The 15,215-nt window shown below is 48.3% G+C and carries 14 protein-coding genes; 7 read left to right on the top strand and 7 right to left on the bottom strand.

Annotated features, from left to right (window positions below; translation table 11 throughout):
- Window positions 1-123: 123 nt before the first annotated feature.
- Window positions 124-2,742, bottom strand: coding sequence for an alanine--tRNA ligase (gene alaS, locus OIM59_RS13580; protein ID WP_299171170.1), 2,619 nt, complete (start codon window positions 2,740-2,742; stop codon window positions 124-126).
- Between the two features lie 133 nt (window positions 2,743-2,875).
- Here alaS and OIM59_RS13575 point away from each other — a divergent pair, with 133 nt between their 5' ends.
- Window positions 2,876-3,841, top strand: coding sequence for a M23 family metallopeptidase (locus tag OIM59_RS13575; RefSeq protein ID WP_177866796.1), 966 nt, complete (start codon window positions 2,876-2,878; stop codon window positions 3,839-3,841).
- 15 nt (window positions 3,842-3,856) lie between these two features.
- A complete protein-coding gene (locus OIM59_RS13570; RefSeq protein WP_072543420.1) occupies window positions 3,857-4,204 on the top strand; it encodes a MerR family transcriptional regulator in 348 nt (115 codons plus the stop codon).
- A 140-nt stretch (window positions 4,205-4,344) separates the two neighbouring features.
- On the opposite strand, the gene OIM59_RS13565 is transcribed toward OIM59_RS13570, so the two are convergent.
- The 5 genes from OIM59_RS13565 to OIM59_RS13545 all read right to left on the bottom strand — a co-directional run bounded on the left by OIM59_RS13565 (window position 4,345) and on the right by OIM59_RS13545 (window position 10,306).
- Complete coding sequence (locus tag OIM59_RS13565) at window positions 4,345-5,916, bottom strand: arylsulfatase (protein WP_303897186.1); 1,572 nt, start codon at window positions 5,914-5,916, stop codon at window positions 4,345-4,347.
- A gap of 124 nt (window positions 5,917-6,040) precedes the next feature.
- Entirely contained in the window at window positions 6,041-7,597 is a 1,557-nt protein-coding gene (locus tag OIM59_RS13560; protein WP_299171186.1) for a sulfatase, read from the bottom strand.
- A gap of 118 nt (window positions 7,598-7,715) precedes the next feature.
- The gene (gene nth / locus OIM59_RS13555; RefSeq protein WP_299171188.1) at window positions 7,716-8,363 is read right to left on the bottom strand and encodes an endonuclease III; all 648 of its coding nucleotides are present in this window, start codon (window positions 8,361-8,363) and stop codon (window positions 7,716-7,718) included.
- Window positions 8,364-8,391: 28 nt separating this feature from the next.
- Window positions 8,392-9,432: a magnesium/cobalt transporter CorA gene (gene corA, locus OIM59_RS13550; protein ID WP_299171191.1), complete on the bottom strand. Its 1,041-nt coding sequence runs from the start codon at window positions 9,430-9,432 to the stop codon at window positions 8,392-8,394.
- Between the two features lie 13 nt (window positions 9,433-9,445).
- A complete protein-coding gene (locus OIM59_RS13545) occupies window positions 9,446-10,306 on the bottom strand; it encodes a nitroreductase family protein (RefSeq protein ID WP_299171194.1) in 861 nt (286 codons plus the stop codon).
- Between the two features lie 378 nt (window positions 10,307-10,684).
- Between OIM59_RS13545 and OIM59_RS13540 the strand changes: the two genes are divergently transcribed.
- The 3 genes from OIM59_RS13540 to queF are packed head-to-tail and all read left to right on the top strand — an operon-like array spanning window position 10,685 to window position 12,503.
- Window positions 10,685-11,371 carry a queuosine precursor transporter gene (locus OIM59_RS13540; RefSeq protein ID WP_072543416.1) on the top strand — a complete coding sequence of 229 codons (687 nt, stop codon included), beginning with the start codon at window positions 10,685-10,687 and terminating at the stop codon, window positions 11,369-11,371.
- 8 nt (window positions 11,372-11,379) lie between these two features.
- The gene (queC, locus tag OIM59_RS13535; RefSeq protein WP_299171481.1) at window positions 11,380-12,042 is read left to right on the top strand and encodes a 7-cyano-7-deazaguanine synthase QueC; all 663 of its coding nucleotides are present in this window, start codon (window positions 11,380-11,382) and stop codon (window positions 12,040-12,042) included.
- A gap of 2 nt (window positions 12,043-12,044) precedes the next feature.
- Window positions 12,045-12,503: a preQ(1) synthase gene (gene queF / locus OIM59_RS13530; RefSeq protein WP_022354806.1), complete on the top strand. Its 459-nt coding sequence runs from the start codon at window positions 12,045-12,047 to the stop codon at window positions 12,501-12,503.
- A gap of 91 nt (window positions 12,504-12,594) precedes the next feature.
- On the opposite strand, the gene OIM59_RS13525 is transcribed toward queF, so the two are convergent.
- The gene (locus OIM59_RS13525; RefSeq protein ID WP_299171201.1) at window positions 12,595-14,436 is read right to left on the bottom strand and encodes a DNA polymerase III subunit gamma/tau; all 1,842 of its coding nucleotides are present in this window, start codon (window positions 14,434-14,436) and stop codon (window positions 12,595-12,597) included.
- Between the two features lie 118 nt (window positions 14,437-14,554).
- Here OIM59_RS13525 and OIM59_RS13520 point away from each other — a divergent pair, with 118 nt between their 5' ends.
- The gene (locus tag OIM59_RS13520) at window positions 14,555-14,857 is read left to right on the top strand and encodes a septum formation initiator family protein (protein ID WP_299171203.1); all 303 of its coding nucleotides are present in this window, start codon (window positions 14,555-14,557) and stop codon (window positions 14,855-14,857) included.
- Window positions 14,858-15,199 (top strand): hypothetical protein, encoded by a 342-nt coding sequence (locus tag OIM59_RS13515; protein ID WP_299171205.1) that lies wholly within the window; start codon window positions 14,858-14,860, stop codon window positions 15,197-15,199.
- The last annotated feature ends 16 nt before the right edge of the window (window positions 15,200-15,215 follow it).

Below are 15,215 nucleotides of genomic sequence, written 5' to 3'. Positions count from 1 at the left end.
GAAAGTTCAGTTCAGCTAAACTTCGGTCGCATAGAGGGGATGGGCATAAAAAATCCTCCTTATCGTCTGTTTTAAAGGGATAAGGAGGATTTATGGTAAACAGAGTTGTTTTTGTGTAACGGATTAGAATCCGGCTAGTTCTGTCACTTTGTCTACTGCGGCATTCAGTCCGTCCGGATTCTTACCTCCGGCAGTAGCGAAGTGAGGCTGTCCACCACCACCACCTTGAATCAGTTTGGCAGCTTCACGGACCAGTTGTCCGGCATTCAGTCCGGCTTTCACCTGGTCATCGCTCATGGTGACAGTCAGCAACGGTTTGTTTTCGAATACACTGCCGATTACCACAAACAAGTTTTCTGTGAACTGTCCTTTCAATTGGAAGGCGATGTTCTTCACTGCATCGGCTGGCATCGGAAGTACGGCTTTAATCACTTTTACACCGTTGATTTCCTTGGCGTTTTCAATCAGCTTGTTCTTTACAGAGGCCTCTTTCTCTTTCATGAATTCTTCCATCTGTTTCTTCAGGCCGGCATTCTCATCGATGTACTTGGTAATGGCAGCTTTCAGGTCCGGAGCGTTGTTGAACAAGGCTTTCAGGTCGTTGATGGTATCCTGTACGGTATCGAACATTTCTTCTACCTTGGCACCGGTTACGGCTTCGATACGGCGTACGCCTGCAGCTACAGAGCTTTCAGACAGGATTTTTACCATACCGATTTTCCCGGTAGCCGATACGTGCGTACCTCCACAGAACTCAATAGAGGAACCGAACTGTACGACACGCACTTCGTCTCCGTATTTTTCACCGAACAGGGCGATGGCACCCAGTTCCTTGGCCTTTTCAATCGGCAAGTTACGGTATTCTGTCAAAGGAATGTCTGCGCGAATCTTGGCATTTACCAGGTGTTCCACTTCACGCAGCTGTTCCGGAGTCACTTTCTGGAAGTGAGAGAAGTCGAAACGCAGAGAGTCTGGAGTAACCAAAGAACCTTTCTGTTCTACGTGGGTACCCAGCACCTGGCGGAGGGCTTCATCCAGCAAGTGTGTACAAGAGTGGTTGGCGGCACAAGCGGCACGTTTGTCGGTATCCACACAAGCCATCATCGGTGCATCCAGGTGTTCCGGCAATTTCTTGGCGATATGGATTGGAAGATTGTTTTCCTTCTTGGTATCAATGATGTCGATGGTTTCGAATTCGCTGACCAGTACACCGGTATCGCCTACCTGACCACCGCTTTCTGCATAGAACGGAGTTTCGCTCAACACAATCTGGTAGAGTGTCTGGTTTTTCTGTTTGATCTGGCGATAGCGCAGGATGCTGGTTTCGTATTCCGTGTAATCGTAGCCTACGAATTTGGTTTCACCTTCTTTCAGGGTTATCCAGTCACCGGTTTCTACGGCAGCGGCATTACGAGCACGCTGTTTCTGTTTCTGCATTTCTGCTTCGAAACCTTTCACGTCGGCAGTCAGACCGTTTTCACGAAGAATCAGTTCAGTTAAGTCGAACGGGAATCCGAAGGTATCATACAATGTAAAGGCATCTACTCCGCTTATTTCAGTCTTTCCGGCTGCTTTTGCTTCGTTCATTGTTTTGTCGAGCAGGCGGATACCTGTTTCCAGTGTGCGGAGGAAAGATTCTTCTTCTTCCTTCATCACTTTCTCAATCAGCGGCTGCTGGGCTTTCAGTTCAGGATAAGCACCTCCCATATTTTCAACCAGTACCGGAACCAATTTGTACATGAATGCCTGTTTCTGTCCCAGGAAAGTATAGGCATAACGTACGGCACGGCGCAGGATACGACGGATTACATAACCAGCCTTGGCATTCGACGGCAGCTGTCCGTCGGTGATAGAAAAGGCGATGGTACGAATATGGTCGGCTACCACACGCATGGCTACATCCACTTTCGGGTCATCACCATATTTCTTGCCAGACAAATCGCCAATCACTTTGATGATAGGCTGGAATACGTCTGTATCGTAGTTGGAAGTCTTTCCTTGCAGGGTGCGTACCAAACGTTCGAATCCCATACCGGTATCGATAACCTTTGCAGGAAGCGGTTCCAATGTTCCGTCGGCTTTGCGGTTGTATTGCATGAACACAAGGTTCCAGATTTCAATTACCTGAGGATGGTCTTTGTTTACCAATTCGCGTCCCGGAACGGCTGCTTTTTCTTCGGCTGAACGAGAGTCGATATGAATTTCAGAGCACGGACCACAAGGACCTGTATCACCCATTTCCCAGAAGTTGTCGTGCTTGTTTCCATTGATGATATGGTCTGCAGGGAAATACTGTGCCCAGTAACCGGCAGCTTCATCGTCACGAGCCAGGCCTTCTTCCGGACTTCCTTCAAAGACAGTAACATACAAGTCTTTTGGGTCCAGCTTCAGTACCTCTACCAGGTATTCGTAAGCCCAACCAATCACTTCTTTCTTGAAGTAGTCGCCAAATGACCAGTTACCCAACATCTCAAACATGGTGTGGTGGTACGTGTCGTGACCTACTTCTTCCAGGTCGTTATGCTTTCCGCTCACACGCAGACATTTCTGTGAGTCGGTTACGCGTTTGTATTTAGCAGGATGGTTTCCGAGTATGATATCCTTGAACTGGTTCATACCGGCATTGGTGAACATCAGGGTCGGGTCGTCTTTGATGACCATCGGTGCAGAAGGCACAATCTGATGTCCTTTCGACTCAAAGAATTTGACGAATGAGTCGCGGATTTCATTTGCTGTCAACATAATCGTTATATTGTCTTGTAGTTAATATTCCCAAAATTGATTTGCAAAGATAATTGGTTTTATTATTTTTGTCTGTATGTTTGGTGCAAAAACTTGATGTTTCGTTGCTTAAATTTTTCCAAAATCGAACGACATGCGTAAAGTCTATTATATTTATAATCCGAAAACACGAACTTACGACCGTATTTATCCGACCATGCGGCAGCGGGCTTTAAGCTATCTGCGCCAGCTGTTTGTAGGGATGGGATTGGGAGCCGGAAGCTTTATCCTGTTGTTGTGGATTTTCGGGTCGCCTTCGGAAAAAGACCTTCGTACAGAGAATTCCCGCCTTTTGTCGCAGTATGCCATTTTATCCTCCCGTTTGGATGAGGCTGAGGGGGTGATGCAACGTTTGCAGCAGCGTGATGATAACATTTATCGGGTAATGATGCAGGCAGATCCGCTGCCTGACGAGCAGCGTTCGGCTACAGTAAATAATGAGCGCTACAAGGAACTGATGGATATGGCCAACAGTCATTTGGTGATTCATACTTCGCAGAAAATGGATGATTTGGAACAGAAGATTTATGCACAGTCGAAGTCGTTCGACGAGGTTGTTGCGCTTTGCAAACAGCACGATAAAATGTTGGCGTGTATTCCTGCCATACAACCGGTTTCCAATAAAAACCTGAAGCAGACGGCTTCGGGCTATGGTATGCGGGTAGACCCAATCTATAAGACTGTGAAATTCCATGCTGGTATGGACTTCTCGGCCAATATAGGTACACCAGTTTATGCTACCGGTGACGGACGGGTGAGACAGGCCGGATGGGATGGCCTTTATGGCAACTGTATTATCATCGACCACGGTTTCGGATATGTCACCCGTTATGCCCATCTGAACAAGATTGAGGTACGGGTGGGGCAGAATGTAGCCCGCGGTGAGGTCATCGGTGAGGTCGGTTCTACGGGTAAAAGTACGGGGCCTCATTTGCATTATGAAGTTCGTGTCAAAGGGAAGATTGTGAATCCTGTAAATTATTACTTCATGGACTTGAATGCAGACGATTATGAGAAGATGGTAGAACTGGCAGCAAACCATGGTAGGGTATTTGATTAAAAAAGAAGGTTTTGTATGGCTTTGAAATCAGAAAAAGAGTTGAAACTATATTATTCCATCAGTGAAGTGGCAAAGATGTTCGATGTCAATGAATCCTTGTTGCGTTATTGGGAAAAGGAGTTTCCGATGATTTCTCCCAAGAAGACGGGAGGAAATGTGCGTCAGTACCGGAAAGAAGACATAGAGAACATTCGGCTGGTGTATCATCTTGTGAAGGAAAAAGGGATGACATTGGCAGGTGCAAAACAACGCCTGAAACAGAACCGGGAGGGAACTTTGCAAACAGCTAATGTGGTGGAACGTCTCAAGCACATCCGCGAAGAATTGATGAGTATGCGGAAAGAGTTGGATTACCTGACCTGATTCATTGTCATCGTCAATGGCTGCTGTTACGGTTCAGGTTGATGCGCAAAAATTGTTGCGTGACAAATACCATCATGCAACAGACGATGATTCTGGTGTAAAAGGTTAATTATTATCTCATGTATTTATTTTATTGAAGGTTAACGATCGCCTTTCTGATAAGGATTCTTCTGCTGATAGAAATTGATTCTTTCTGTCCAAGTCTTGTTTTCCAGAGGGAATACCTTATGGGTATTGGCCCAGTCAATCCATTGGGCTTCCATCTCCTCTACTTTCTCAGGGTATTTGGAAGAAAGGTCGTGGGTTTCAAACGGGTCTGTCGACAAGTCAATCAGCTCCCATTGGCTGTTGCGGTCGGCCCTTACCAGTTTCCAGCTTCCCTTGATGATGGCGCACGAACTCTGATGCTCAAAGAACAGTGTCCGGTCTGTGAGAGGCTTTCCGGTGGTGGCAGGAAGCAAGTTGGTACCTGGAAGGTCTGCATGTGAAAAACTCTTTGGATAGTCTGTATGTCCCAAGGCCATGCAGGTGGGAAGAATGTCGATGATGTGGGCGGGTTGATGGCATACTTTCCCTTTCATCTGATTTTTCTTCTTGTCTCCAAACGTCAGAATAAACGGGGTACTTGTTCCCCCTTGGAAGACCCACTTCTTATAACTGCGGTAAGGCGTGTTCGACAAGTCGGACATCAGTTGTCCGATGAATCCTCCTTCATTGGTGGCTCCATTGTCGCTTAGGAAAATAAATACGGTATTCTCATACATGTCTTTCTTTTTTATTTCGTCCACCAGCTGCCCGATACCTTCGTCCATAATCTCAATCATGGCTGCATACGTCGCCATGTCTTTGGTCCATTGTGCCTGTTGGGCAGGTGTCAGTTCTTCCCATGCGGGGCGTTTCCCACCAAATTCTTTGTGGAATATAGGCAATTCCATCGTATCCGGCACCAGTCCCAGCTGTTTCTGTTTCTCAAACCGTTGTTTGCGCAATACGTCATAACCTACTTTATAGCGGTCCATACATTTCTTTACGTATTTTGCAGGTGCCTGTAGAGGAAGATGAGGCGCATAATGTGCCACATACAGGAACATCGGCTCACGGGAATCGTGTGCACGGACAAAGCTGACCGCGGAATCAGTGATAGCTTTGGTGTAATAATAATCGTCCGGAAGTTCAGTCACTTTTTTCAAATCGTTATACACCGGTTCCGGCTTATAATAACTGCCTCCTCCGTGCAGGCAGCCGTAGTAGCGGTCGAATCCTCTTTGTACCGGATAGCTTCCATTAGGGGAACCGTATCCACCTGTAGTGGTGACATGCCATTTTCCGCTCATGTAGGTATGATACCCTCCCGCTTTCAGAACTTCCGCGATTGTAGGATATTCCTTGTCGATTTGTCCCCGGTACCCCGGACGGTGTTCGTCTACTTCAGCCATCCAGCCCATTCCTACCTGATGTTGGTATCTGCCTGTCAGTAGAGCAGCTCTGCTCGGGCAACTTCTTCCTGTATTCTTAAACTGGCTGAAACGTACGCCTTCCTGGGCCAGTTGGTCAATATGAGGTGTTTTAATTTCACTGCCATAGCATCCGATATCGGAAAATCCCATGTCGTCACAGAGAATCAGGACGATATTAGGTTGTTGGGGATTTTGGGCATAAATGGATAGTGGAGCACTGCAAATGATAAAAGGTATAAAAGATAATTTATTCATGTGGCATTGAATCTTAATAGTTGTGTGCAGCTTTGTTTTAAATCAGTTCTTTTTATGTAATACCAGAGGAATAACAGCTATATATCTTTAATTGGAAAGAACTTTTGCTGTACAGAGTCTTTAGTTATTTCTTGGCATACACTTCGTCTGGAAATGGAATTAGCTTGCCGGTAGCTTTCAGGGAAGGTCTTTGGGCGTCTCTTTCTCTCAGGTAATCGGACAGTTCCTTGCTCAGCTGCTTGACAATCTCAGGATGCTGCTTGGCCAAATCCTGCTGTTCGCCAATGTCATGGGTGACGTGATATAATCTGAGCTGTTGTGTCTCCCAAGTATAAATAAGGTGATAATTTCCTTTCAGGATAGCGGAATAGGCTCCGTATCCTTCTTCCTTGTTTTGTGATTCACCCCATAAATTGGGAAAATGCCACACCAAAGTACGTGCCTGAAGACTGTCAGGATTCTTGAGCACATGTACGAAGCTGGTACCATCAATCGTTTGTTGGGTATTGTAGTTTTTTATGCCGGCCATATCCAGAATGGTAGGGAAAAAGTCTTCAATGATTACCCGTTGTTTGCATACCGTATTTTCTTTGGTAACTCCGGGCCAATACACCATCATGGGTTCACGCACACCTCCCATAAAGGCCGAACCTTTTCCTGCCCGGGCAGGAGCATTCTGGTCACGGTCTTCCATTCCTTGGCGGGCGTGGCTCTGTGCCAGTCCCCCGTTGTCGGACATGAAGAGCAGGATTGTATTTTGGGCTACTTGCGGGTGTGAGGACAGATAATCAAGAATATCTCCCAGGCTCTTGTCCATGCCTTCTACCAGTGCCGCATATTTCACTTCTTTTTCATTCAGGGTCGTTTGGAGCTGTTTGTCGTATTTTCCTCTATATTTTTCGCTAAATCGTTTGTCTTCGTCATAAGGGGTGTGTACGGCATAGTGTGACATATACAGATAAAACGGCTTTTTGAGGCTGACCGATTTGTCGATTTCCCGGAGTGCTTCCCGGGTGAGAGCCTCTGTGATGAAAATATCCTGACCGTAATATTTCTCCAGTCCTTTGACTGCAAACGGACTTCCTTCTCCGAAGTTTTTGGTTCCCAGGTAGCTTCCCGGTGCGCCATTGGCTCCTCCTGCAATATTTACGTCGAATCCCATGTTAAGGGGATTTTCGCCGGGGGTGGTACGGGCCCCGAAATGAGCCTTCCCACAGTGGATTGTACGGTAACCGTTATCTTTCAAGATTTGTGGAAATGAGGTGATAGGAGTGGAATTGTTGATGTGGGATTCTGCCGGTTGGATACCATTGTAATTCCAGTCGGGCAGGTCGATTACCTCGCTTGTCTCGTCTGTCTGTTGGTTCAATTCCAGTGTCCAGTTCGTCACTTTATGCCGGGCCGCATTCATGCCCGACATCAGGCTGCAGCGTGTAGGCGAAGAAATGGCGCAGGCATAAGCCTCTGTAAAGCGTACGCCCATTTGGGACATTCTTTCCATGTTTGGCGTATGGTAGCGTTCGTTGAGCAAAGTTTTATTTTCATAGAAAGGTACGGAGGTGTCCTGCCAGCCCATGTCGTCTACCAGGAACAGAATAATATTGGGTTTGTCTGTGGTTTGTGCAAATAGAGCACTGCTTACCAAGCTACAGGTACTCAGGAGGGTAGTGATTTGTTTCATAATTTTAGTGGTTAGATATCCAGATGGAGGTTGTATTATGGAATGATGAGGCCCGTATAGGGACTCGCAAGCGTGTAGTTAATCTTTTCTGATTTATTACACTCTTGTGGGAACTTGGTTATTTGACTACAGATTTCAGCGACTCCTTGCATATCCCGTTGAGTCCGCAGCTCTCGCATTTTGGGGTACGAGCCGTGCAGACATAGCGTCCGTGCAGAATCAGCCAGTGGTGTGCGGTAGGAATCAGGTTTTCGGGAATGTATTTCACCAGCTCCTTTTCGGTGGCCAGCGGAGTGGTACACGTACGCGGAACCAGTCCGATACGGTGGCTCACACGGAACACATGGGTGTCTACGGCCATGGCTGCCTTGTGGAAGACCACGCTTTGGATGACATTGGCGGTCTTTCGCCCCACGCCCGGCAGTTTCACCAGTTCCTCCAGCGTATCGGGTACGGTGCTGTGAAAATCGCGCACCAGCATCTGGGCCATGCCTACCAGGTGTTTGGCTTTGTTGTTCGGGTAGCTGACGCTGCGGATGTATTCGAACACGACTTCCGGAGTGGTAGCGGCTAAGGCTTCCGGCGTGGGGAAGTCGTGGAAGAGGGGAGGCGTAATCTGATTGACCCGCTTGTCGGTGCACTGGGCACTCAGGATGACGGCTATCAGCAGTTCAAACGGATTGTTGTAGTGCAGTTCAGTTTCAGCCACGGGCATGGCTTTCTGGAAATATTCAATGACTTTCTGGTAAAGTTCTTTCTTGCGCATAATTCTGTAAATTAAAGGTGTGGATAAATCAGTACCATTTCTTTCGTTTGAAAAACAGGTAGACTCCGATGCCGGTTACGAGCATGATGCCCCATGCCATCAGATACCCGTATTTCCAACCCAGTTCGGGCATCCATTCGAAGTTCATTCCCCAGATACCGGCCAGGAAGGTCAGTGGAATGAAGATGGTGGATACGATGGTGAGCTGTTTCATAATGTTGTTCATCCGCTGGTCGTTGTTCGAAAGGTAAAGGTCGACCAAGGCCGAAATCATATCCCGGCAGCCGTCGAGGGTTTGCAGCACGAATTGCAGGTGGTCGTTCACGTCGGTGAAGAACGGGCGGTTGGCTTTGTGCAGCAGTACGTTGTCGGTGTGAAACAGCTTGCTCATCTGCTCTTTCAATGGCAGGATGCATTTCTTGATGAGGCGGGCATTCTTTCGGTAAGGCTGTATGTCTTCCAGTTTCAGGCCGCTGCGGGTTTCGGGTGAAAGCAGCGATTCTTCCATGTCTTCCAGTTCATCTTCCATGCGGGAAATGATGGACATGAAACTGGCCATGACACTGTTCAGCATGACGCTCAGCAGAAAGTCCGACTGGCGGTTCCGGATTTTCAGGGTATTGTTTTTCAATGCGGTATGGATTTCATTGAAGAAATCGCTGTCATGCTCCATGAAGGTCAGCACGAAATTGCTTCCCTGCACGATGCAAAGCTGTTGCGGTACGTACGCATTTTCCTCGTGTACCGACAGCTGTTTCAGGATGACCACATTGTAGGTGTCATGTTCCTCAATCTTGGTCAGATGTTCGGCATTGAGGATGTCCTGCGTAGTGAGGAAGTCGATATGAAAGAAGTCACATATTTCCTGTATGACCTTTGTATTCTGCAATCCGTGAATCTGAACCCAGTTGATGGCGTCGGGGCGGATAAGGGAAGAAAATTCTTCCATGGAGGCACCTGGATGGAACTCCAGCATGTCCGCATTGTATGTGCAGAAATGCAAGTGCGTGGGGGTATGACTGGCTCCCGTATAGTTGAGTTTCTCGCTTAGCAGGTTATTCTTTGTCATGGCCATTCAAAATTTAGTCGATTTTTTTCAAGGAAAGTTCTTTTCTGTCAATGTACTTGTCGAAGCGGAAGGAAGGCATGCCCAGGGCAATACCGGCATGGATGGTACAGCCTTCAATGCCTAACAGTTTCTGCAATTCTTTTTTCCGGTTCATGCCTGCCGCCGTGCATACGAATCCGGTATAGAATTGGGCTACGCCGAGTGCTTCAGCCATCAGCGACGCATTCTGGTAGGCCAGGTTGCAGTCCTGACACCCGAAACGTGCTTTCTTTTCCGTGTAGAAGAAAAGGACTGCCGTAGCTCCGCGAAGAATGCCGTCGTTTCCTTTGCCGAACTCTTCTTTCAGCTGCTTGAACACAGGAATGTAACGGTAGTTGGAGGGCATGAATGGTTTCAGTATCATCTTCACCAAGGGATTTTCCACCGTGTGTACAATAGACATGAACGTACCGATGGTGAGGCGGCTGATTTCCGTCAATGTTTCCGGGCGGGTAATCAGTACCATCTTGACTTCCTGCGCGTTGGTGGCCGTCGGAGCACGGTGAGCCGCTTCGATGATGCGTTGTAACGTTTCTTCGGGAATCCGTTCTTTGGAGAACGCCCGGTTGGAACGGCGGGAACGCATCAGCAGTTCCACCTGGTCGGCAGTGGGCAGCTGGTTCCGGTTGAAGGTATGGACTTTCTCCGGCGGGAAATCGGAATGTGTGATGGAATTTGTGGGACAAACGGCTACGCAATGTCCGCAGCTGATGCAGTTTTCGGTGCTTACCTCTATGCCTTTGTCTTTATGGAAAGAGAATAACGCCGAGGGACATATTCTGACGCACTTTTTGCAGCGTATGCAGGTATTTTGATCAATCTGTATTTGAACCATTGTTTATAGAATGAGTTTAGCTACATAATATACAAAGGTACGATTTTTATTTGTTTTTTGCCTTGCATTTAATGTCTTTCTCCGAAGAGATTTCTCTGTTCCACAGTGTGAAATATAAAAACCACACTGTGGGATACATATTTCACACTGTGGGATACAAATTCCACTGTGTGGTACAGAGAACATGTATGGGCGAAAGGAAGTAAGTGAAGTGGTGTTTGGAGCTATTGGAACGGGGAAGTGTGATTATGCGGATGAAACTGCATGGCCATCCCGAAAATTCTTTGTATCTTTGCGCCCGATTAAAAGAGAACATTTACATGCGATGCCGTGAATAGCGGTCGTGTATTCTAGAACACCACGTAAAAAACAGGAGCGATGAAAAAAGAAAATCTCGTATCAGTGCCCTTTATGGTTTTGGGCATTGTGTTTTGTGTCTGCCTGGTGGCAGCCAATCTGTTAGAAACCAAGGTCGTACAGCTGGGTCCGATTTCTGTGACTGCCGGACTCATTGTTTTTCCGATTTCTTACATTATTAATGACTGTATTGCCGAAGTGTGGGGCTTCCGTAAGGCGCGTCTGATTATCTGGATGGGATTCCTGATGAATTTCATGGTGGTAGCCATGGGACAGCTGGCCGTAGCCCTTCCTGCCGCTCCGTTCTGGGAGGGGGAAGAAAGCTTCAACTTCGTGTTCGGTATGGCGCCGCGTATTGCCGCTGCCAGTCTGGCGGCTTTCCTGGTAGGTTCGTTTATCAATGCGTATGTGATGAGCCGCATGAAAGTGGCTTCCCATGGAAAGAATTTTTCGGCCCGTGCCATCTTGTCGACTGTGGCCGGAGAGGGAGCCGATTCACTGATTTTCTTCCCGCTGGCGTTCGGGGGACTGATGCCGGTGAGTGAACTGGCCAAGATGATGTTGGTGCAGGTGGTACTCAAGACCTTGTATGAGGTAATTGTGCTGCCGGTAACCGTGCGCGTGGTGAAATACATCAAGCGGGTGGACGATACGGATGTCTATGACGAGCACATCTCGTACAATGTGTTAAAAATCAAAGAAATTTAAAGGATATGATGAATCAGAAAGAGGCCCTTGTCGTATTCAGCGGCGGACAGGATTCTACGACCTGTCTTTTCTGGGCAAAGAAGCATTTCAAGAAAGTACATGCGCTGAGTTTCCTCTACGGACAGAAGCATGAAAAAGAAGTGGAACTGGCGCGCAAGATTGCAGAGAAAGCGGGTGTGGAGTTTGACGTGATGGATGTGTCGTTTATCGGTCACCTGGGCAAAAACTCGCTGACGGATACTTCCATTCACATGGATGAGGTGAAACCGAAAGATTCTTTCCCGAATACGTTTGTGCCGGGACGGAACCTGTTTTTCCTGAGTATCGCGGCGGTATATGCCCGTGAGCGGGGAATTTTCCATTTGGTGACGGGGGTTTCACAGACGGATTTCAGCGGTTATCCGGATTGTCGCGACTCGTTTATCAAGTCGCTCAATGTGACGCTGAACCTGGCCATGGACGAGCAGTTCGTGATTCATACGCCGTTGATGTGGATTGACAAGGCGCAGACATGGGCATTGGCCGATGAGCTGGGCGTGCTGGATTTGGTGCGGAACGAAACGCTGACGTGCTACAATGGCGTTCCGGGTGACGGTTGCGGACATTGCCCGGCTTGCAAGCTGCGTCGTGAGGGATTGGAAAAATATTTGGCTTCAAAAGAAAACAAATGAGTATGGAAAGAAAAGACGAACTGACCTTGTTGGGCAACAAGAAAACGGTGTACAAACAGGATTATGCACCGGAAGTGCTGGAAGCGTTTGTGAACAAGCATCCGGAGAACGATTACTGGGTGCGTTTTAACTGTCCGGAGTTTACCAGTCTCTGTCCGATTACGGGGCAGCCGGACTTTGCGGAAATCCGTATCAGTTACCTGCCGGATGTGAAGATGGTCGAGAGCAAGAGTCTGAAACTGTATTTGTTCAGTTTCCGTAACCATGGTGACTTTCACGAGGACTGTGTGAACATCATCATGAAGGACCTGATTAAGCTGATGGATCCGAAATACATTGAAGTGACGGGAATCTTTACGCCACGTGGGGGGATTTCCATCTATCCGTACTGCAACTATGGCCGACCGGGTACGAAGTACGAGGAATTGGCCGAGTATCGGATGAAGAATCATGACCTGTAAACCACAGTCTACCGGAAGATAAAAGAAAGACAGGCGGAGAAACTGATTTTGAGGTTTCTCCGCCTGTCTTATGTTTATAAGGGTGCAGCCCTCAAGAGAGTTCCAGTCCCAAGGCTTCTTTGAGCTTCAGCAGACTGGGATTCTTTTTGCTCATCATCTGGAAACGTTCTACGTGGCTGTAAGCCCGCACGTTCTCGTTGGCTTCACTCACCCGTGTGGTCATCTTGATCTTGCGGTTGTGCAGCTTCTTTTGCAGGTGGGCTTCTATTTGCGGAGCGAGGTGCTGCATGTATTTCTGTACGATGTCGTTGTCCACTGCTACTTCGAAAGTATGCTGGTCGGCCAGCAGATGGGGGTGCATGTTCATCATACGTCCGGCATTGGCCGCTTCTTCCTTGGGTAACAGGCTGGCAAACTCACGCCAATAGTAGCCGAGGTCTTTTTCATTGAAGATATAGTCTTCCCAGTTGTCGGCGGCATTTTGTACGGGAGCCTGTGTCGCAGGCTGTGGAGTCGGAGCTGCCGTCTGTGTCTGTGCCTTACGGATGGACATGCCCAGCGTGCCCGCTTTGAGAACCGGAGCTTTCCTTTCGGGAGTGGCTTTCGGCAGCGGGCTGGTCTTGGTATAAGGAACTTCTGCCTGCTTTAACGTGGTTGTATAAGGCTGTGCCTGAGAAGCCGGTTGAGCCGGCGATGCGGTAGGAGCTACAGGGGCAGTTGCGGTGGCTGGAGCCGGGGCTGCCTGTGGCTGTTGTGTGGCGGGCTGACCGGCTTGCGCGGTGTGGAAAACGGGAGATAACTGTTTCTTAGGGCTGCGCCCACTTCCCGTGTCTTCCGGTTCAGCCGTCAGCTGCGCCAGCTGAATCAGCGTCAGTTCCACCAGCAGACGCTTGTTCCTGCTTTGCCGGTAGTTCAGGTCGCAGTCGTTACACAGTTTCATGGCCTTGTACAAGAATTGCGGGGTACATTTCTGTGCCTGTGCCTGATAGCGTTCGCGGATGGAAGCGCCGGTTTCCAGGAGTTGCAGGGTGGCCGGGTCACGGCTCACCAGCAGGTCACGGAAATGGGATGTCAGTCCGGTGATGAAATGGTTGCCGTCGAAACCCTTCCGGAGGATGTCGTTGAAGGTCAGCAAACAGTCGGAAACCTTGTTCTCCAAGAAGAAATCGGTCAGTTTGAAATAGTATTCGCAGTCCAATACGTTCAGGTTCTCGATGACACTCTGGTAGGTGATATGCCCGTTGGTGAAGCTCACCACCTGGTCGAAGATGGAGAGTGCGTCGCGCATACCTCCGTCCGCCTTTTGGGCAATCACGTTCAGGGCTTCCGGTTCGGCCTCGATATGTTCTTTGCGGGCCACATTCTCCAGGTGCTCCACGGTGTCGCTCACCGTGATGCGGTTGAAGTCATAAATCTGGCAACGGCTCAGGATGGTCGGCAGGATTTTATGCTTTTCCGTGGTGGCCAGGATAAAGATGGCGTGCTGGGGAGGTTCTTCCAAGGTTTTCAGGAAGGCATTGAAAGCCGCTGTAGACAACATGTGTACCTCGTCGATGATGTACACCTTGTATTTGCCAATCTGTGGCGGGATACGTACTTGTTCAATCAGGGAACGGATGTCTTCTACAGAGTTGTTGGAAGCAGCATCCAGCTCATGGATATTATAAGAGCGCTGTTCGTTGAATGCCTTGCACGATTCACATTCGTTGCAGGCCTCGCCTTCTGCCGTGGGATGCAGGCAGTTGATGGTCTTGGCAAAAATGCGGGCGCAGGTGGTTTTTCCTACCCCTCGCGGACCGCAGAACAGGTAGGCATGCGCCAGTTTATGGTTAGCAATGGCATTTTTCAGGGTCGTGGTCAATGCACGCTGTCCCACTACGGTATCGAATGTAGACGGGCGGTATTTGCGTGCCGATACGATATAATTTTCCATGAGTCGATTCGTTTTTGATTCCTTGATATTTCTGCAAATGTACATAAAATCTCTTTCTTGTCATGGACTTGCTGCGAAATAATTTCTATCTTTGCAAGGTAATAAAGCAGGAATTTTTATGGGTAAACTGGCTAATATATGGGCTTTTATCGGGAGGCATAAATATTGGGTGACCATTGGGGCCTTTCTGTTGATTATCGGCGTGCTGGACGAGAACAGTCTGATACGCCGTGTGGCACATAAGCGGGAAATTCATCAGTTGAATACGGAGATTGAGCGCTACCGGAAGCAGTATGAGGAAGACAGTAAGATGCTGAAGGAGATTACTTCCAACAAGGAAGCGCTGGAGAAGGTGGCGCGTGAGAAATACCTGATGAAGAAAAAAAATGAGGATATTTTTATTTTTGAGGAAGACAAGTAAATGAATGCGAAGATAAAAGACAACCTGGCTGTGGTGGGGGCTGTAGTCCTTTTTGTGGGCTTGATACTTCAGTTTCTGAAAATGGAATGGGCTCCTTATGTGTATCTGGTAGGGGCATGCCTGTTTGCCTACGTGCAGCTGGTTTCAGAATATAAGGGTAGCAGTGTGGTGATTCGTCGTCTGCGGCGTCAGCAGCTCCTTGGTGCGATGTTGCTGGTATTGACGGGAGTGGTGATGTTGCTCTGGAAGCGGAACGAATGGATTGTCTGTCTGACGGTTTCTGCGGTGCTGGAGCTTTACACGGCTTTCCGGATTCCGCAGGAGGAAGCAAAGGAAAATTAATTTCGGAGAAAAAGTG

Origin of the sequence: Bacteroides mediterraneensis (assembly GCF_025993685.1) — a bacterium.
Classification (GTDB): Bacteria; Bacteroidota; Bacteroidia; order Bacteroidales; family Bacteroidaceae; genus Phocaeicola; species Phocaeicola mediterraneensis_A.
Note: the sequence above shows the minus strand (reverse complement) of the source record. Positions and strands in the feature narration are given on the sequence as shown.

Bases quoted from the DNA above. Each gene is read 5' to 3' on its own strand.
- alaS (WP_299171170.1), bottom strand. From the start codon at position 2,742: ATGTTGACAGCAAATGAAATCCGCGACTCATTCGTCAAATTCTTTGAG.
- OIM59_RS13575 (WP_177866796.1), top strand. From the start codon at position 2,876: ATGCGTAAAGTCTATTATATTTATAATCCGAAAACACGAACTTACGAC.
- OIM59_RS13570 (WP_072543420.1), top strand. From the start codon at position 3,857: ATGGCTTTGAAATCAGAAAAAGAGTTGAAACTATATTATTCCATCAGT.
- OIM59_RS13565 (WP_303897186.1), bottom strand. From the start codon at position 5,916: ATGAATAAATTATCTTTTATACCTTTTATCATTTGCAGTGCTCCACTA.
- OIM59_RS13560 (WP_299171186.1), bottom strand. From the start codon at position 7,597: ATGAAACAAATCACTACCCTCCTGAGTACCTGTAGCTTGGTAAGCAGT.
- nth (WP_299171188.1), bottom strand. From the start codon at position 8,363: ATGCGCAAGAAAGAACTTTACCAGAAAGTCATTGAATATTTCCAGAAA.
- corA (WP_299171191.1), bottom strand. From the start codon at position 9,432: ATGACAAAGAATAACCTGCTAAGCGAGAAACTCAACTATACGGGAGCC.
- OIM59_RS13545 (WP_299171194.1), bottom strand. From the start codon at position 10,306: ATGGTTCAAATACAGATTGATCAAAATACCTGCATACGCTGCAAAAAG.
- OIM59_RS13540 (WP_072543416.1), top strand. From the start codon at position 10,685: ATGAAAAAAGAAAATCTCGTATCAGTGCCCTTTATGGTTTTGGGCATT.
- queC (WP_299171481.1), top strand. From the start codon at position 11,380: ATGAATCAGAAAGAGGCCCTTGTCGTATTCAGCGGCGGACAGGATTCT.
- queF (WP_022354806.1), top strand. From the start codon at position 12,045: ATGGAAAGAAAAGACGAACTGACCTTGTTGGGCAACAAGAAAACGGTG.
- OIM59_RS13525 (WP_299171201.1), bottom strand. From the start codon at position 14,436: ATGGAAAATTATATCGTATCGGCACGCAAATACCGCCCGTCTACATTC.
- OIM59_RS13520 (WP_299171203.1), top strand. From the start codon at position 14,555: ATGGGTAAACTGGCTAATATATGGGCTTTTATCGGGAGGCATAAATAT.
- OIM59_RS13515 (WP_299171205.1), top strand. From the start codon at position 14,858: ATGAATGCGAAGATAAAAGACAACCTGGCTGTGGTGGGGGCTGTAGTC.